This is a genomic window from Bulleidia sp. HCP3S3_C9 (assembly GCF_052064035.1).
In the GTDB taxonomy this organism is placed as follows: domain Bacteria; phylum Bacillota_I; class Bacilli_A; order Erysipelotrichales; family Erysipelotrichaceae; genus Bulleidia.
This window is the reverse complement of record NZ_JBQHWJ010000048.1, coordinates 1-18,483: the sequence shown is the minus strand read 5'-3', so window position 1 is coordinate 18,483 and position 18,483 is coordinate 1. Positions and strand designations below refer to the sequence as shown.

Annotated in this window: 21 protein-coding genes; 16 read left to right on the top strand and 5 right to left on the bottom strand. The window is 35.3% G+C overall.

Translation table 11 applies throughout. From position 1 onward, the window contains the following. Positions 1 to 101: 101 nt before the first annotated feature. The 3 genes from ACTND6_RS08485 to ACTND6_RS08475 are packed head-to-tail and all read right to left on the bottom strand — an operon-like array spanning position 102 to position 1,209. On the bottom strand, positions 102 to 329 hold the full coding sequence (locus ACTND6_RS08485) for a 4Fe-4S cluster-binding domain-containing protein (RefSeq protein ID WP_441023660.1): 228 nt from the start codon (positions 327 to 329) through the stop codon (positions 102 to 104). A gap of 34 nt (positions 330 to 363) precedes the next feature. Beyond that, a complete protein-coding gene (locus tag ACTND6_RS08480; protein ID WP_441023659.1) occupies positions 364 to 531 on the bottom strand; it encodes a 4Fe-4S cluster-binding domain-containing protein in 168 nt (55 codons plus the stop codon). Positions 532 to 534: 3 nt separating this feature from the next. Continuing rightward, positions 535 to 1,209 (bottom strand): hypothetical protein, encoded by a 675-nt coding sequence (locus ACTND6_RS08475; RefSeq protein ID WP_441023658.1) that lies wholly within the window; start codon positions 1,207 to 1,209, stop codon positions 535 to 537. A 1-nt stretch (position 1,210) separates the two neighbouring features. Between ACTND6_RS08475 and ACTND6_RS08470 the strand changes: the two genes are divergently transcribed. The 12 genes from ACTND6_RS08470 (at position 1,211) to ACTND6_RS08415 (ending at position 12,289) form a co-directional block, all read left to right on the top strand. Further along, a complete protein-coding gene (locus tag ACTND6_RS08470) occupies positions 1,211 to 1,798 on the top strand; it encodes a LysR family transcriptional regulator substrate-binding protein (RefSeq protein ID WP_441023656.1) in 588 nt (195 codons plus the stop codon). A 396-nt stretch (positions 1,799 to 2,194) separates the two neighbouring features. Continuing rightward, a complete protein-coding gene (locus tag ACTND6_RS08465; RefSeq protein ID WP_441023655.1) occupies positions 2,195 to 2,827 on the top strand; it encodes a YesL family protein in 633 nt (210 codons plus the stop codon). A 74-nt stretch (positions 2,828 to 2,901) separates the two neighbouring features. Then, positions 2,902 to 4,566: a hypothetical protein gene (locus tag ACTND6_RS08460; protein WP_441023654.1), complete on the top strand. Its 1,665-nt coding sequence runs from the start codon at positions 2,902 to 2,904 to the stop codon at positions 4,564 to 4,566. A gap of 69 nt (positions 4,567 to 4,635) precedes the next feature. Beyond that, complete coding sequence (locus ACTND6_RS08455; RefSeq protein ID WP_441023653.1) at positions 4,636 to 5,574, top strand: ABC transporter permease; 939 nt, start codon at positions 4,636 to 4,638, stop codon at positions 5,572 to 5,574. Positions 5,575 to 5,583: 9 nt separating this feature from the next. Next, positions 5,584 to 6,465: a carbohydrate ABC transporter permease gene (locus tag ACTND6_RS08450; RefSeq protein ID WP_441023652.1), complete on the top strand. Its 882-nt coding sequence runs from the start codon at positions 5,584 to 5,586 to the stop codon at positions 6,463 to 6,465. A 4-nt stretch (positions 6,466 to 6,469) separates the two neighbouring features. Then, the gene (locus tag ACTND6_RS08445; protein ID WP_441023651.1) at positions 6,470 to 7,675 is read left to right on the top strand and encodes an ABC transporter ATP-binding protein; all 1,206 of its coding nucleotides are present in this window, start codon (positions 6,470 to 6,472) and stop codon (positions 7,673 to 7,675) included. Positions 7,676 to 7,776: 101 nt separating this feature from the next. Then, positions 7,777 to 8,355: an NAD(P)H-dependent oxidoreductase gene (locus tag ACTND6_RS08440; protein WP_441023650.1), complete on the top strand. Its 579-nt coding sequence runs from the start codon at positions 7,777 to 7,779 to the stop codon at positions 8,353 to 8,355. 74 nt (positions 8,356 to 8,429) lie between these two features. After that, positions 8,430 to 9,890 (top strand): M81 family metallopeptidase, encoded by a 1,461-nt coding sequence (locus ACTND6_RS08435; RefSeq protein WP_441023649.1) that lies wholly within the window; start codon positions 8,430 to 8,432, stop codon positions 9,888 to 9,890. A 94-nt stretch (positions 9,891 to 9,984) separates the two neighbouring features. Further along, positions 9,985 to 10,731, top strand: coding sequence for a GNAT family N-acetyltransferase (locus ACTND6_RS08430; RefSeq protein WP_441023648.1), 747 nt, complete (start codon positions 9,985 to 9,987; stop codon positions 10,729 to 10,731). 78 nt (positions 10,732 to 10,809) lie between these two features. Next, positions 10,810 to 11,229 (top strand): helix-turn-helix domain-containing protein, encoded by a 420-nt coding sequence (locus ACTND6_RS08425; RefSeq protein WP_441023647.1) that lies wholly within the window; start codon positions 10,810 to 10,812, stop codon positions 11,227 to 11,229. Between the two features lie 95 nt (positions 11,230 to 11,324). Beyond that, on the top strand, positions 11,325 to 11,660 hold the full coding sequence (locus tag ACTND6_RS08420; RefSeq protein ID WP_441023646.1) for an inorganic diphosphatase: 336 nt from the start codon (positions 11,325 to 11,327) through the stop codon (positions 11,658 to 11,660). Between the two features lie 29 nt (positions 11,661 to 11,689). After that, a complete protein-coding gene (locus tag ACTND6_RS08415) occupies positions 11,690 to 12,289 on the top strand; it encodes a cyclase family protein (protein WP_441023644.1) in 600 nt (199 codons plus the stop codon). 77 nt (positions 12,290 to 12,366) lie between these two features. On the opposite strand, the gene ACTND6_RS08410 is transcribed toward ACTND6_RS08415, so the two are convergent. After that, the gene (locus tag ACTND6_RS08410; protein ID WP_441023643.1) at positions 12,367 to 12,504 is read right to left on the bottom strand and encodes a DUF7916 family protein; all 138 of its coding nucleotides are present in this window, start codon (positions 12,502 to 12,504) and stop codon (positions 12,367 to 12,369) included. Positions 12,505 to 12,634: 130 nt separating this feature from the next. After that, positions 12,635 to 13,372 (bottom strand): DeoR/GlpR family DNA-binding transcription regulator, encoded by a 738-nt coding sequence (locus ACTND6_RS08405; RefSeq protein WP_441023642.1) that lies wholly within the window; start codon positions 13,370 to 13,372, stop codon positions 12,635 to 12,637. A gap of 152 nt (positions 13,373 to 13,524) precedes the next feature. Between ACTND6_RS08405 and ACTND6_RS08400 the strand changes: the two genes are divergently transcribed. Genes ACTND6_RS08400 through ACTND6_RS08385 form a run of 4 tightly spaced genes read left to right on the top strand, consistent with a single transcriptional unit; the run spans position 13,525 to position 18,143 of the window. Next, the gene (locus ACTND6_RS08400; protein ID WP_441023641.1) at positions 13,525 to 14,454 is read left to right on the top strand and encodes a 1-phosphofructokinase family hexose kinase; all 930 of its coding nucleotides are present in this window, start codon (positions 13,525 to 13,527) and stop codon (positions 14,452 to 14,454) included. Between the two features lie 21 nt (positions 14,455 to 14,475). Further along, on the top strand, positions 14,476 to 16,383 hold the full coding sequence (locus tag ACTND6_RS08395; RefSeq protein WP_441023640.1) for a PTS glucose transporter subunit IIA: 1,908 nt from the start codon (positions 14,476 to 14,478) through the stop codon (positions 16,381 to 16,383). A gap of 8 nt (positions 16,384 to 16,391) precedes the next feature. Next, positions 16,392 to 17,498, top strand: coding sequence for an alpha/beta hydrolase (locus tag ACTND6_RS08390; RefSeq protein ID WP_441023639.1), 1,107 nt, complete (start codon positions 16,392 to 16,394; stop codon positions 17,496 to 17,498). Positions 17,499 to 17,543: 45 nt separating this feature from the next. Continuing rightward, entirely contained in the window at positions 17,544 to 18,143 is a 600-nt protein-coding gene (locus ACTND6_RS08385) for a histidine phosphatase family protein (protein ID WP_441023638.1), read from the top strand. Positions 18,144 to 18,483 lie beyond the last annotated feature (340 nt).

The following is an 18,483-nucleotide window of genomic DNA, read 5'->3' as shown; positions in this document are numbered from 1 at the left end:
TAGCCAAATATATTTTTAAATCTCATCCAATGACCCGCAGACAGATTACGAATGCTTTGAATGCTGCTTTTCCTATTTTTGCTTGTCAATGAATCAGATGGTCAATTATGTAAAAATAAAACCGCTTTTTGAGCGGTTTTATTCATGATATAAGACAACATTTCATCTGTTGCATTTGTATGTTTTCGCTGTCCTTTTAGAAGATCTTTATCATAGACAAAGCCAGTGAAGCACAAGATATTTTTTTCAGAAAATTCCTGTTTGACAATATGGAGCAGATTGACTAGTTCTGCCTGGTTAAATGGTTCAAATGGCTCACCTCCAAGTATTGTCAGACCTTCGATATGAGGATTTTGAAGGGATTTAAAATGTATTCCTCAGTATCTTTTGTGTATGGCTGACCATAATGGAAGTTCCAGGTTTCTGACTGAAAAAGCCTTTGCAATGATTTGTGCAGCCAGAGACAAACAGGGTTACTCTGCATCCTTCACCATTGGCAATGTCGTATGATTTAATATCAGCGTAGTACATGAATTACAGAGCTAACTTCAATACTTCAATAAAACGTTCCTTGTCTAGAGGATAGTAATGTCCAACTGGTGATGTGTTATTTTTTGTAGCACGATCAGCCATTTCAGCAAAGTGAGTATCATCGATATTCATTTCTTTTAAAGTTGTTTTGAGATTTAGCTTCTTGTAGAATTGTTCAAGTTTTTCGGCAAGTAGAAGTACCATTTTTTCTTCTGTGTAATTAGAATAGTCAATATTAAATACTCTATTTGCAAATTGTGCCATCTTCTTAGGATGATTTTTCGCACAGTATTTAACATATGCAAGCATGACAACTGCCATACCTTCACCATGTGTAATTCCATATTGTGCGCTGATTTCGTGTTCAACTCTATGAGAAGCCCAGTCATCTTGTCTTCCTGTATTTAATAGGTTGTTATGTGCGATAGATGCTAACCATTGAATTTCAGCACGGGCATCGTAATCATCTGGGTGATCCATAATTCTTTCGCCATTCAACATAACTGCTTTAACAGCACCTTCAATGAGGTAATCTGTTGTATCGACATGTTCTGTATTTGTCCAGTAACGTTCAAGAAGGTGACTTAAGATATCAGAGATACCACATGCAGATTTAAAAGATAGCGAGAGGAAGATTTCTACTTTACAGGTTGGTATTACGCATACATCAGAAAGCAATATGACAGCGGAAGTGCTGGCAAAATGCAGCAACGAAAATCCAAAGTTAAGAATAACGATTATTACTGATACAATAAATAATCTTTATAGTATGCTTGGAAATTATGAGCTGGATCTCGTAATTGCGGAAGGAAAGTCCAATGATCCATCTTTTAGTTCTTTGGTGTTGAATACAGATAATCTTGTATGTGTAATGTCACCTGATCATCCACTTGCAAATAATGCCATGATTACACTTTCTCAATTGAAACAACAGAAAATGATTTTACGCTTGCCAAGTTCTGCTACACGTGTTCTTTTTGATTCTAGTCTTCGAAGTTTAGGAGATTCTCCAGAAAACTATAACATTGTCATGGAAGTTGATAATATTGCGACAATCAAAGAATTGATTCGTAAAAATTTTGGTGTTTCTGTTCTTGCACAAAGTGCATGTGCACATGAACTTAGAAGCAAGAAGCTTGTTACACTTCCAATTGAAAACTTAAGCATGGTTCGAGAAACGAGAATTGTTTATAATAAAGATTTTAATAATCATGAAGTATTACAGACGATTTTGAAAGTTTATCAGGAAACGTTGCGTGGAAATTAAGCACCGAATTGTTTCGAAACATGGTTGGAGAATGGATGTTTTCATTCTCCATTTTTTGATGTTCTGTTGAAACCTTTATATAGGGAAGGAAATTTTGATAATTTAAATACGTGTTTTATTCACATTCGAAACATTGTTCCAAAATCATTTTGATTTACTTCGAAAGCTTGCTTTTGCATCACCATAAGTGCTTAAATATATTTATCAAGTAAATTTTTTGTGAAGAAAAGTAAAATGAATGTAAAGCGATAGATTCACAAAGTTGTTTTTCTAATGGGTGGAAACTTATGTTTTCTGGAAAGATAATGGCAGTGAGTTAGTTGGCTGAAATTCGCGGGATAGAAATTGTACATAGAAAGTGCATGATAAAAAGAAAGCGTGAAGTTGATGAGTACTATGAGTGAAAAAGAGGATAATCCTATTTTTGATAAATTAGAATTACTTTTTAATCTAATGATTCTTAATGTTCTATGGATTATTTGTTCAATACCAGTCGTTACAATTGGAGCAAGCTCTTCTGCATTAAATTACACATGTATCAAATTGAGAAGAAATGAAGGAGATAGTATTGTCCGAATGTTTTTTCATAGCTTTGTGACAAATATGAAGCAGGGTATGCTGATTGGTACGGGAATGCTTGCAATATTAATTATTCTTTGTTCTGGTTTAATTCAAGCGTTAGGATCAATCAATTCTGGACATAGTGTATCAACAGTATTTGCGGTTATTTTAGTTGGTATGTTATTTATCTGGATCATGGCGTATACATATATTTTTATGATCTTGGCTAGATTTGAAAATACAATTCTTAGAACAATTACAAATAGTTTTTACTTTATGGCGAAAGATATTTTTCAAACTTTAAAAGTATTAGGAATTGAATGTTTTGGAATCATTATCTTGCCTTTGTTTCTCTGGAGATATGTTCCAGTATTATTTCCGGTATTGTTGTTTGTTGGAGTACCGACATTAGCATATATTTCTGCAAAAATATTTAATGATCAAATATTTGCTGAATATGTAAAATAAGGATTTTACACCATTGGATGGTGTAGATAATTGCAATTCATAATAAGAAAAAAGAAAGCGAGGGTAAAAATTTTATGAAACGCATTATTAAAAAGGCATTGGCTATTGGGCTGCCAGCGGCGATGCTGTTAAGTGGCTGTAGTGGAGGAAGTGGCGGATCCACTGGAGGAACAGGAGAAAACAAAAACGTCGAAATTCCTAAATCAGACATTGTGAAAGGTGAAGTTGATCAACAGACATATCCAATTAGTAAAGAGAAAATCACTTTAACAATGTGGTATCCAATGGCTGACTCAATGGGTACATTATCTGATTATAATGAAGGTGAATTCTGGCAATGGCTTGAAGAAAAGACAAACATTCATATCGATTTTATCGTACCGCCAGCTGGTACTGAAAAAGAAGCATTTAACCTTCTTTTCACATCTGGAAAACTTCCTGATATTATTTATGATCAGGTAACTTCACAGATGTATAGAGATGGCATGGATGCATGTATCGAAGATGGATATATTGTTAATATGGCAGACTATTTAGATTTATGTCCAAACTATGTCAGCTGGCTGAACAGTATTGATGGTGTGAAACGAAATGTTCTTACAGATGCTGGACAAATGTATGGTATGTGGGGATTCTGGGATAATATTGAAGGCGGTTATGCTGACCAGGGTATCTCCATTCGTAAAGACTTCTTAGATAAAGTTGGCATGGATGTTCCTGAAACTTATGATGAGTGGGAAAAAGTATTGACAGCATTTAAAGATAAGTTAGGCATTGAAGCTCCATTATACACATCAAAGTATGGTATCGATAATGGTGAATTTATGGCCGGTTATGGTGTTGCTCCATATTTTTATCAGAAAAATGGTGAAATTAAGTATGGTCCAATGGAAGATGGCTATAAAGAATATCTAACATTGTTGAATGACTGGTACAAGAAGGGATTATTAGATCAGGACTTCTCAACAAGACAATCTAGTGGTATCACAGCTGATAATGACATGATGTTAAACGATAAGGTTGGCTCATTAGTAGACTATGGTACAAGAATGACTGATGCTTATGTATCAAGAGGCGCAACAAATAAAGACTTCTGGACAGTTGCAGCAAAACAGCCTAAGAAGAGTGCTGATTCTCCAGATCCATCTTGGAGAAATATCGCTGGTAACTATATGGATATGTTAAATGTTTGTACATTAGTCAGTGCAAGCAGCGAGCATAAAGAAGAAGCTATCAAGTGGTTAGATTCATTCTATGCAAAAGACAATTATCTAAATGCTAACTATGGTCTTGAAAGTGAAGAAGGCAAAGTATGGAATGCTGATCCAAAGGATGGACATAGAATTGGTAATTATGATTTCCGTTATAACAATCCAGATGGTTTAGATTCTGCAACTGTAGCTGTTAAGTACTGGGCAAAGAACCCAACTGTCCGAGTTGAAGCTGCACAGATTGAACAGATGCCAAAGGAAAGATCTGTAGCATATTCTATCTGGTCAACTTACCCAGCAACAGATTTTATCCCTACAACTTGCACAATGACATTAGATGAAAACACAGAATTTTCTAATCTATATGTTGAAATTGAATCATTTGTTCAAGAAAATAATGTTAAGTTTATAAAGGGTGAAAGATCTCTTGATGAATATGATGCCTATAGAAAAACTTTAGAAGATATGGGTATCAATAGGTGTATTGAACTACGTCAAGCTGCTCTTGATCGTTACAATGCAAGATAATTTATAAATGGATGGGAAACAGTGAGTAACATCCTGTTTCCCTTTATTCATAGAGAGGATACGTATTCTATGACAGAAAGTCAAAAGAAAGTGAAGAAGAGCTTTTCGTATAGATTGAAAAAAGATCTTCGCGATCATTGGCAATTATATTTGATGGCTCTTCCTGTCATTATTTATTTCTTGCTATTTAATTATGCTCCAATGGTTGGTGTTGTCATGGCATTCCAAAAGTATAGTATGCGTAAAGGATTTTTCGGCAGCCAATTTGTTGGTATGGAGAATTTTATCAGATTTTTTAGTTCACCTAACTTTTGGAGATTGTTAAAAAATACATTATTAATTAGTTTTTATGGTCTCATCTTTTCGTTCCCGTTACCTATTGTTTTTGCGCTATGTTTGAATGAAGTACGAAATACGAAATTCAAAAAAATTGTACAGACAATTTCTTATCTTCCATATTTTATTTCAGTTGTAGTTGTTGTTTCCATTATGTTTGACTTTGGTAAATCGAATGGATTGATTACAAATGTTGCACAATCATTCGGCTGGAATGGTGGCGCAGTGATTTCTTCACCTAAGTGGTTTAGAACACTGTATATTGGTTCAAATTTGTGGCAGCATTTAGGGTATAATTCTATTATTTTCATTTCTGCATTAGCAGCAATTGATCCAACTCTGTATGAAGCCGCAACAATTGATGGTGCGAATAGATGGCAACAAACATTGCATGTTACACTTCCAGGTATTGCATCTACGATTGTAGTATTACTGATTTTAAGATTAGGTCAGATCATGGGTGTTGGATATGAAAAAATCATCTTAATGTATGGTCCTTCTACATATGAAACTGGTGACGTTATTGCCAGCTATGTATATCGTATGGGTATTCTGAATTCTGACTATTCATATTCTACAGCCGTTAACTTGTTTAACTCTGTTGTGAATCTGATTGTATTGATGAGTGCGAATTTTATTAGCCGCAAGGTTAATGAAACAAGTATATGGTAGGTGATTTGTATGAATAAAAGAACAAAAGGGGAGAAAATATTTGCGGTATTTAATACGATATTCTTATTTCTCCTGTGTGTAATATTTATTCTTCCAGTCTGGCATGTTGCAATGGGATCAATTAGTGACCCATTAAAAGTTGCTGCACATAGTGGATTATTTTTGAAACCATTAGGCGACATTACTTTGGGTGGATATAACCTTGTAATGGCGAATTCTAATATTGTTAAATCATATGGAAATACGTTGTTCTATGTTACTGTTTCAACTTTTATTGGATTGGTTTTGAATGTACTTGCTGCATATGTAATGTCTCGTAAAAATTTACTGTTTGGTAAATTATTCTCAAAATTTGTAGTATTTACAATGATATTTAACGGTGGATTAATACCTACATTTATTGTGATTAACAAATTGGGCTTGTTCAATTCTAGATGGGCAGTTATCTTACCTGGTGCTTTAACAGCATTCAACATCATTATTATGAGAACATCATTTATGGAAATTCCTTCAGAAATGATTGAAGCAGCAAGAATTGATGGTGCAGATGATCTGAAGATATTAATAGATATTGTTCTTCCTGTAAGCAAATCAATTATTGCGGTAATTGTATTGTTCTATGCGGTACAACATTGGAATGAATGGTTCAATGCATCTATTTACCTGCAAGATCGATCATTATGGCCATTACAGCTTGTTTTAAGAGAAATTGTTTTGCAGTCAACTGAGAATAGTATTGTTGCGGATACAGATGGTGAAGATGTAATGATTTATAGACCATTGATTAAATATGCAACAATCATGGTTTCTGTAATTCCAATGATGATTATTTATCCGTTTGTTCAGAAATATTTTGTATCTGGTGTCATGATTGGCGCTGTGAAAGGATGATTTTATGTCGACAGTTAGTTTAAGAGGAATTCAAAAGATATATCCTAATTCTGAAAATGAAAAGAAGAAAGTAAAAAAATCAAAGAAGAAAGATAATACACCAGAAAAGAAAACAAATCTGAAGATTACTGAAGAAGGTGTAGTTGCGGTAGATGATTTTAATTTAGAAATTGAAGATAAAGAATTTATTGTTCTTGTTGGCCCATCTGGATGTGGTAAATCTACTACTTTACGTATGATTGCTGGTTTGGAAGAAATTACTCGTGGTGAATTGTATATTGATGGCAAATTGATGAACGAAGTTGCTCCAAAGGATAGAGATATTGCCATGGTATTCCAAAACTATGCACTGTATCCTCATATGACAGTTCGCCAGAATCTGGAATTTCCATTAAAGATGAGAAAAGTTTCCAAGGAAGAAATGGATCAAAGAGTGAATGCTGCCGCTGAAACATTGGATATCGTTGAGTATATGGATCGTAAACCAAAAGCGTTATCTGGTGGTCAAAGACAGAGAGTAGCAATTGGTAGAGCCATTGTTCGTGAACCGAAAGTTTTATTGATGGATGAACCATTATCTAATCTGGATGCTAAATTAAGAAATCAGATGCGTGCAGAAATTCTTAAGTTGAGAAAGAAAATTGATACAACATTTATTTATGTAACGCATGACCAGACAGAAGCTATGACACTTGGTGATCGCATTGTCATAATGAAAGATGGCGTGATTCAGCAGATTGGAACGCCTCAGGATGTATTTAATAATCCAGTGAATTTGTTTGTTGCTGGTTTTATTGGAATGCCACAGATGAATTTCTATGATGGTGAACTTGTTAAAGATAATAATGGAAAGTATTCTGTGAAACTTGAAGATGCAGTGATTCCGTTATCTGATGAAAAGAATCGTCATCTTTTAGAAAACGGAGTAGAATCTAAGAAAGTGACAATTGGTGTTAGACCTGAACATATTATCTTGGATCAGCAGCCAGGTAGAATGATTAATGGTACAGTTGATGTTTCAGAAATGATGGGTTCTTCAGTTCATATTCATATTCAGGCATGTGGAAAAGATAGTATTATCATTGTTCCAACATTAGAGTTGACAAGCAATGATGTATTCCAGGCTGGACATGAAATTCAATTCACATTCAACAATAGTGTAATTCATATCTTTGATCCAGAAACCGGGGATAACTTGGAATATAAATAAAACATGAAACGTCTCATAGGAGGCGTTTTTTATCTTGAAAAGTATGATATATTGTTGGAAATTGTTATAGTAATTGCAGAGAAGAAATGAGGACAAATACAATGAAATCTTTAGTTTATATTGATGCATGCATGCGTGGCAAGGAATCTAGAACACGTAGAATTGCAGAACCAATCATTGATAAGCTGTCTGAAAGATATGAAATTATCAAATATGATTTGAATCAGCTTCCTTTAACAATTGTGCAAGAAGATTTGATTCAAAAAAGAACGCATGGTGATTATGATTCTGTGTCACTATCATGGTCAGAAACAATTCGTGATGCAGATAGAATAGTGATTGCGGCACCATTCTGGGATATGTCATATCCAGCAGCTTTAAAGAATTTTTTAGAACTTTGTTCCATATTTGATGTCACTTTTAAAAGCAATGATAAAACATGCTATGGAAATTGTCGTGCTGAGAAACTTCTATACATTACAACACGTGGCATGGATATCGCTACAGGTGATCCTTTAGAACAGGCCACCCCACATTTAAAAGCACTCAGCTGGCTATGGGGCATTGGTCCAATGGATGTGATTGCAACACAGAATATGGACTATGTTTCTTTAGATGAGATTGAAGAAAAAGTACAGAATGCTATTAAAGAAGGTTTGAACTTAGTGAAAGAGTGGTAGAAAAAAGTGATAAATATATCTTATAATAATGATAAAGATATTTCTTAAATGAAAATGAAGAGGAAAAGATAATAATGAAAGTTTTTGTGGCGCATTTTAATGCAGAATGTAATGAACATATCAGTCATATTGTGAATCGAGATGACTTCCATTTTCTGTATGGAGATGATTGTGTAAAAGCAATGAAAGTAGAAGATATTTTTAACAAGAATGATATTGAAATAATTCCTTCTTTATATGCAAATACTTCTCCAAATGGAATGATTGGTAAAGAAACATTTGATTATATCTGTGAATGTATATTAAATCCATTGAAAGAACATTTATCTGAAATTGATGGTATTTATCTACAGTTCCATGGAGCAAGTGGTGTAGATGGACTGGATTGTATTTCTGGTGAGCATTACTTGGTGAAAGAGATGAGAAAAATTGTTGGTAAGTATATGCCAATTGCAATGGTCATGGATCCTCATGGTAATTTAACAGAAGAATTATCAAATCAATTAAATATTGTTAGATGCTTCCGTGAATCACCTCATTTTGATACAGTTGAAACTAGAAGAAAAGTGGCAGAACTGTTATGTGATTTAATGCTGCATCGTAGAGTGATGAAACCAATCATTCGAAAACTTCCAATTATGGTAGGTGGAGAAAGAAGTGTTTCTGCGAATGAACCCGTTCGCTCCATTAATCAACTGCTTGATGAAGCAGAAAAGGATCCAAGAGTATTTTCTACTTCCTTCCATGTAGGATTTATCAGACACGATGATGACAAACTTGGTGCTGCGGTTGTTGTAGTTCCTAATACAATGAATGATATTGATTACTGTAATGAAGTGGCTGATAGAATCAGTCAGTATACTTGGAATCATCGTCATGAGTTTAAATTTACTGGTAACTTTGATGAAGTAGATAAATCTGTTGAAACTGCATTGAATTATCCAGAGAAGACAGTCGTTATTACTGACTCTGGAGATAACTGCGGTGCTGGTGGATATGGACAGAATACAATTGTTTTAAGAGAAATGCTGAAACATAAAACAGATAAGAAAGTTTTATTTGCAGGTATTAATGATCCAAAGAGCTATGACATCATTTCCAAATGTAAAATTGGTGATAAACTGACTTTAAATGTTGGGGTTGAGGAAGATGAGAATAGTAAATCTACTACATTAGAAGGAACATTAAAGACAATCGGTAAACAACAAAAAGGATTTAGTTCAGATTTTGATTTAGGTAAATCATATTTGTTTAATATCAAGGATACTAATATTGATGTAATTATTATGAATGATAATATTCAATATGGTACGATGGAACAGTTTGATGCTGCAAATGCACCTTTTCACGATTATGATATCGTAGTTGTGAAAATGGGTTACTTAGATACATATTTAATTCCTGAAACGGAATTCCATATCATGGCTTTATCGGATGGTCCAACAATCCAGAGAAGCGAAAGAATTCCATTTAAGATGATTGCTAGACCAATGTGGCCAATGGATGAATTTGAAGATTTATATTTTATAAAGTAAGTTCATTTAGGAAAGCGAGATGCTTTCCTTTTTTGGAGATTGTTTAAAAAATATAAGAAATCTCATATACTTTATTTTGGAGTGTTAACTACATATGGAATATATCAGAGTTACGAAAGAAAATATTGAGAAAGAACATATCTGCTGTGCCATTTCTAATAATAAAGATGTGCAAGTGTCATCAAAAAAAGCATGGCTTATGGAACGTTTTGATGATGGTCTTGTGTTTTTGAAAAGTGTTGAGCGTGGGAAATGCTTCATTGAATACATCCCTGCAGAGAATGCATGGAATCCAATTGATGCTGAAGGATATATGTATATTGATTGTTTATGGGTATCGGGTGCATTCAAGGGGCATGGATATGCAAATGATTTGCTTGAAGCATGTATCAAAGACAGTAAAGAAAAAGGTAAAAAAGGATTATGTATTCTTAGTACTGCAAAGAAAAAGCCATATCTTGCGGATCCAAAGTTTTTGAAATATAAGGGTTTTACAGTATGTGATGAAACAGACCATGGAATTCAACTATGGTATTTATCTTTTTTCAGTGGCGTAGAAAAACCAAAGTTTATGGAATGTGCAAAACATCCTCGAGTGAATGAAAGTGGATACGTTCTTTACTATACAAACCAATGCCCGTTCAATGCAAAATATGTTCCCATTGTAGAAAAGACAGCGAAAGAAAATAATATTCCATTCAAAGTGATTCATATTACAAGGAAAGAACAGGCTAGAAATGTTCCATCTCCAATTACAACATATGCATTGTTTTATGATGGTGAATATCTGACAAATGAAATCATGAATGAAAAGAAATTCTTGAAATTGATAAATGCTTGAATCAAATGTTACTATGTGTTGCTTTCCGCAACAGGCATATTTGTATAGGATGATACTAACAAAAAGGAGATTTTGAATATGTTTCATGAAAATCTAAAAACAATGCGAAAAGCAAAAGGATATACACAGGAAGAACTTGCGATAAAGTTGAATGTTGTGCGTCAGACAGTCAGTAAATGGGAAAAAGGTCTTTCTGTACCTGATGCAGATGTTCTTTGTAAAATTGCGGATGTTTTGGATACGTATGTAAGTACATTACTTGGAGAAGAAATCGTTGAAGAGACAGATAAGAGTGCAGTTGCTCAGCAACTAGCTAAAATCAGTGAACAGCTGGCAATGAAGAATCAACGTAGTAAAACAATCTGGAAAGTGGTTTGTATTATTTTGTTTGTAATTCTAGTTTTTTATATCTTGGCAATTGTTGTATTCAGTGTGATTGCATCAGAAAATATTGCAGACAACTATAGTGAAAATATGGTTGAAATAGAAGAAAAATAAAGTAAAACCGTTAACTTTCCAAATTTATTTAGTGCTATGAATGATTCATGTATACTTTATAAATAAAAGTGTACTCAAAAGGATGAAAAAATCATATGAATCATAAAGAATATCTAGGAAAAGAATTAAATATCGTAATTGATCGAGAACTTGGCAGTAAACATCCTGAATATGGATTTATTTATCCGGTGAACTATGGATATGTACTAGACACTACCAGTGGAGATGGGGAAGAATTGGATTGTTATTTACTAGGTGTGTTTGAACCTGTAAAGGCGTTTAAGGGGAAATGTATTGCCATTATCCATAGAATGGATGATGATGACGATAAATTGATCATAGTTCCCAAAAATAAAGAGTATTCTGATGATGCAATCAATGCTTTGGTGGAATTTCAAGAACGATATTTTGAACACATCATAGTCAGGTGAATTAGAGTGCGTGAAGGAGAATTTAGAAAATGAAAATTCATGATATTTCCCAAGAAATATTCAATTGTCAGGTATATCCTGGTGATCCAATACCTGAAAAAAAGACTCTTTGTTCAATGGAAAATGGTGACTTGTATAACTTAACAGCATTTAGTATGTGTGCACATAATGGTACACATATCGATGCACCGTTTCATTTCATCAAGGATGGAAAAACTGTTGACTCTATCAGTTTAGATGCATTGATTGGAATGGCATATGTTGTAGAATATCATGGAATTGTCTCTGGTGAAGCTGCTGTAGAAATTCTTGAAAAAGCTAAGAATCAGAATTTACAAGCCGCAAAGAGAATTTTAATTAAAGGAGATGCTGAAGTTTCAGCAGAAGCAGCTAAAGTATTTGCTGAGGATGGAATCTTATTGCTTGGGAATGAATCTCAAACGGTTGGTCCTGAAAATGTGCCAATGGAAGTGCATCTTATATTATTAGGAGCAAATGTAGTATTGCTTGAAGGAATTCGTTTATCAGAAGTTTCAGAAGGAGTTTATTTCTTGAATGCAGCTCCATTGAATCTATCTGGCGCAGATGCTCCCCCATGCAGAGCGGTACTGATCGATGTTGGAAAATAAAATGCCAGTATAGAGTGAAAAGATCACAATCAAAAGGCTTGAAACTTTGTAGTCTCAAGCCTTTAATATATTTTGCTTTATCGATAGATAGATCTAGCCATACGTAAGATTGTATGACGTTTTCCACGAATGACTTCACTGTAATGCATTAAGTTTTCTGCATCCATTCCACCGATTGCAGCGTCACCGATATGATGAATATCATCACCTGCCATTTCCGACAGATGCTTTTCTCATGCTGATTTCAGGGAAAGAAATAAGCATTGACTTCAATCCTCATAATTAAAATTTATCGGTTTTCAAATTGAGAGTAATCTAAAGCATATGCTATACTGCAGACAATTGTTACTGCAGTTTTATACAGTTTATTTTCTGCTCGTCAAAATTTCTTGTATTGTTACAGATGACAATGGCTTCATCTAGTTTGGCAAATTGAACAAGACATAGACGATTGAATTTGGATTCATCTGCCAAAATATAAGCTTGTTTTGAATGATGAATTGCCAGAGCCTTCGTATCTGCTTCCATTTCATTGCTTGTTGTAAAACCAATCTGTTCATGAATGCCGTTTGTTCCAATAAAGCAGACATCAAAATAGTAATCATTCAGTTGTTTTGTTGCCTGTTTTCCTGTGATGGCCTGTGTACTCCATCGAACGATTCCCCCAAGCATGATCGTTGATATTCCTTTCTTTCCGAGAAGTTCTACATGAGGAATCCCTGGAGTGACTACCGTAATATTTTTGGCAGTAATGTATTCAATCATTGCATATGTAGTACTTCCTGCATCCAGATATACCATCTGATTGTCTTTGATAAGCTTTGCTGCAGCATATGCAATCTGCTTTTTTTCGGATGAGTTGGATTCTGCTTTCAGTATCATGGAAGGCTCTTCTGTCTGATCTCCAGTAATTTTAGCGCCTCCATGAGTCCGGATAATCATGCCAAGATCTTCCATTTCCTGAAGATCTCTTCTTACGGTCGCTGGAGAAATCAGCAGCGCATCTGCAATTTCCGTGACAGATACGATTTCTTTCTGTTTGCATAGTTCAGTGATCTGGGACCATCTTAGCTGTTTGTTCATATTCCACCTTTGAATAATCATTCTTTTGATTGATATAATCATTATAAGTGTTTAATGTATAAAATGTAATGAGTATTTGATTGAAATTGTCATAATATGATTGAATTAGCTGATACGAAACGTAAAATAGAATCAGAAAGACGAGGATTCATATGATATATACAATTACATTAAATCCTGCGATCGATTACTTTATCACATTGGATGAAACACTGCTGGTAGATGAAGTAAATCGAGGAAGTCACGAAATCTACAAGGCAGGCGGAAAGGGACTGAATGTTTCTAAGATCCTAAGTGTAATGAATATTCCATCTAAGGCAATTGCAGTACTTGGTGGATTTACAGGTCAGTACATTCAGGATTCCTTTGAAGAAGATCCAAATATTGAAATGATTCCAATTCCAGTGGATGGAATGAATCGTATCAACATGAAGGCAAACTATGGGAAGAAGGCATTATGTGTCAATGGCAGCGGACCAGTAGCAAATAACTGTACTGTTCAGTTTCTGCTGGATGAAATTGCAAAGATCAATGCAGATGATATTGTAATCATCTCTGGTTCTGTGATGCATGGCTTTCCGGATGATTTTGTTACTGCATTGGCTCAGGCAGTGCATCAGAGAAACGCAAAAGTTGTGATCGATATGGAACAGATCACAATGGAACAGCTGAAAGAATGCAGACCATATCTGATCAAACCTAACCTGTATGAGTTTCAGCTGCTTTTTGAAAATGATGAAATCAATGAATCAAATATTGATGAATATCTGAAAAAGGCAAATGAAATAGGAATTGAAAATATCCTTGTTTCGTTAGGAAAAGATGGAGCAGTATTATCCAATGCACATGGTATCTTCAGACTGGATCAGCCTCGTACAGTACTTGTCAATAAGGTAGGTGCAGGAGATGCAATGCTTGCTTCCTTTATTGGAAAGCTGTCACAGGGATATTCCAGTGAAGAAGCACTGCAGTGGGGTGGTGCAGCTGGTAATGCCACAGCCAGCAAAATCGAAGATATCACAATGCGCGATATTGAAGGATATCTTCCACAGATGAAGGTTTCAAAAAATAATTCGATATAGGACAATGAGAGGAGATAATATATGTCGAACAATTCTAATTTTGACACACTTGCAACAATGATCATTACTCTTCTGGGTGGAAAGGAAAACCTGGAATTTGTAAATCACTGTGCAACAAGACTGCGTGTAAACGTAAGAGATCTGTCTAGAGTAAATCAGGATGGTCTCAAATCAACAAAAGGCGTTCTTGGACTATCGGTTCAGGAATCAAGCAAAGAGGTCCAGGTAATTATCGGACAGACAATTGAAGATGTATTCTCTGCTGTACAGAAGCAGGTAGGAGATCTAAAAGGATCCAAGGGAACTTCATCTTCCGATAAAGGAATACTTGGTAAATTTGCAAACTTCCTTATGATGATGGCAGGTATCATGTCACCAATCATTCCAGCACTGCTTGCAGCAGGTCTTCTTGGCGTATTTATTCTGGTCCTTCAGTGGTGTGGAATGGCTGCGGACAGTTCTACGATTACGATCCTGACAAATCTTCAGCAGACGATTTTCTATTTCCTTCCAGTCTATATTGGATATACTGCCGCAAAGAAGTTTGATACAGAACCGGTACTTGCGATGGTGCTTTGCGCATTCCTTGTATATCCTGGATGGGTAGATATGGTAAACACTATGACTGCAGAAGGTCAGACATTCACTTCCTATTTCGGCATTCCAACAATGCTGAATACATATAATAGCAGTGTCATTCAGCCAGTACTTGCAGTATTCGTAATGTCAAAAATCGATGCTCTGTTGAAGAAGGTCCTCCCAGTTTCTGTTAGACATGTTCTGAAGCCATTCTTACTGCTACTGATCATGTCAGCAATCACGCTTCCACTGCTTGCTCCACTTGGCGCATTCATTACAAATTATATCTATGCAGGGATGGTCTGGGTCAGAAATACAGTTCCATGGCTTGGTGTATTTGCTATTATTCTCTTCAGTTCTACAGTCGGTGTATTCATGCCTGGGTTCCATATGGCACTGATGCCAATTGCAATGGCTTCTATCGCAGACGCTGGGTATGATGATCTGATCAATATCTGGTTCTACTGCTGCACATTGACTCCAGCTTTTGTTGCCCTTGCTGTCGGTCTGAAGACAAAGAACAAGAATCTAAAGAGTATTGCATTCCCGGCTTCATTATCTGCATTCTTCGGTATCTCTGAACCAACTGTCTATGGCATCAACTATAAAATGCCAAAAATCTATGGAGTATATACGGTTACAGCTTTAACTGCCGGTTTGGTATCTGGTATCTTTGGCTTGAAATCTTATGGATTTGGTGCATATTCATTAACAAATGTTCTGTTATTCTTAGGACCTGAAAAGGATGTTTCAAACTTCATTCATGCATTGATTGTTCTTGCCATCATGGCAGTAATGTCATTTGTAGGCGTATTTGCAACAAAGTGGGATGATTCCATCTACGGAGAAGATGATGACGATACTCCAGTAGCTTTACCTGGTACAACAGATGAAATGGTTGTTACAGGAGATGCATCAATTGCTGCACCTGCAGAAGGCACATATGTTGCAATGAAAGACATTCAGGATGAGATCTTCTCTTCTGGTGCATTAGGTACATGCTTTGGAATGAAGCCATTAAATAATGTAATTACTTCCCCGGTCACAGGAATTATCAATAGTGTTGCTCCAACAAAACATGCAATTACGATCTATGGTTCTAATGGCGAACAGGTAATGGTGCACATTGGTCTGGATTCCGTGAAACTGAATGGTATGGGAATCCGTACATTTGTAAAGCCAGGCATGAAAGTCAGAACTGGTGAAAAAATAGCTGAATATAAGAAGGCAATGTTTGAAACAGAAGGTATTGATGATACAGTGATCACTATTTTACTGAATCCGGATGCATATAAGAATGTTACAGTAGATGACAGTGATATGAAGTCAGTCATCAAAGCTGAAAAGTAGGAATTGATATGACAGATAATCGTAAATACGATAAAGAATTAGTGGATGTGATCCATAGAAAAGAATATGTAGAAAATGTAGATGGAATTGATATCCTGTTCAAGCCAGTTCCAGATGATGACCGCAGGCATGTAATGGATCCTCGTCTGTATGCAACTGCTGAAAAGAAAAAAGCAATGTTCAATCAGCGTGCCAAAGGTGGATACAGTTTAATGAATGAAAGATATCGTCCAGACAAGGTGACATATGAACTGACAGAAACTGAAATTGAAACAGATGAAAGACTGATTTCAGTAAATGATGATCATATGATCGACATCTTTATGTACAGAAGAAAAGATGATGAAGGCAAGAAACTGCCGGTAATGATTTATCTGCATGGCGGTGGATGGACTGCTGGAGACATTCATCTCTATGAAAAACAGATGAGACTGGTTGCTGAAAAGGCACATGCGGTAACGGTATTTCCTGAATACCGTCTCGCTCCTGAATGCCCGTTTCCTGGACCAATCGATGACTGCTATGCAGCTGTGAATTATATCTATGATCATGCAGATGAATTAAACATTGATCAGACAAAAATCATGGTTGCCGGTGACAGTGCTGGTGGAGGATTGACAAATTCATGTGTCATCAAAGATATTTCAGACAGAAAGATCATTTCTAAAGTATTTGAATTGTATCCTTCATTCGATGCAAGAAATCCAAGAGATGTAAAAGAATTTACATGGTCATATGATGCTTATCCAATGCTGGATGAACAGGCAGATGTGATCCACAGTCGTATTGATCGTATTCGCCTGGGACATGAAAAAGCAAGTGAGGATGGATTGTATATTCAGCGCAAGACAACATTGGATGATCCTCTGATTTCACCAATGTGTGCAAGCGAAGAAGTCTTGAAGCAGTTTCCTGAAATGGTTATCTGTAATTCTGAATTTGATTATCTTAGAATGAGTGCAGAATATGCTGCCAGAAGATTCAATACACTTGGCGTTTCTGTAAAACTGGTAACGTATTGTGGATGTGATCATGGCTTTCTGGATAATCTTGGTTCAACAGTACAGGCAGAAGAAGTCTGTGGTTTCATGGCTGAAGAAATTCAGAAAATGTAATTTGATAGGGCTGCTTCATGCAGCCTTATTTTCATAGGAGGTAGGATGAAACATATTCAATTTTATTATGTAAGACATGGTGAAACGATATTCAATGTGAAAAACTTGTCTCAAGGGTCTTGTGACAGCCCTTTGACAAAGAATGGTATTCATCAGGCTGAAAAGACAAAAGAAAAAATAAAAGATATTTGTTTTGATAAGGTATTTTCTTCCAGTTCTGAAAGAGCATTGGATACAGCAAATATCATTCTGGAAGGGCATCAAAATCAAGTAGTTTCTCTGAAAGGTCTCAAAGAAATGTCGTTTGGATATCTAGAAGCATCTGGTGTAGGTGATACAGATATGTCAAATTGCTGGAAGAATAAAGATTTTAGTGCATTTAAAGGGGAGAATCGTGAATCATTTGAAAAGAGAATTCAAGAAACATATCAAAAGATTGTAGATACGTGTAATGATCATGATGTAGTTTTGATTGTCAGTCATAGAGGATATTTCTATTACATGCTGGAAGCATTATTTGGAAAAGATCTTGACGAACTTGAAAGAGAGAATCCAGATATATTAGCAACACTGATACCGAATGCATCAGTAGCAAGATTTGCATATGACAATGGTAAATGGATACTAGAAGAATTACCAAAGTGATGGATTGTATGTTATTAAATGCAGTTGATATGCAGAAAGAACTGATTTATCAAAAACAGAAAATATAATAATGAAGAGAAGTAAACTGTTATTTTTCTGCCTTTTGGAAAACTAACAGTTTTTTCTGTGATCAAATATGGTAGAGGCCAATTGCACAGTGAATATAAGATATTTTTGTAGACGGTATTTATTTGACAATCACAATCCATTAAATGTTCATATATAATTTATCGGCTAATCTACAATCGTGTGGTTGCAGATTAGCTATTTTTGTGAATGAACAAAATAATAAGATATAATAAATGAGCCAAAGAAAGTTAATGTCTAAGCAGTTATTCAG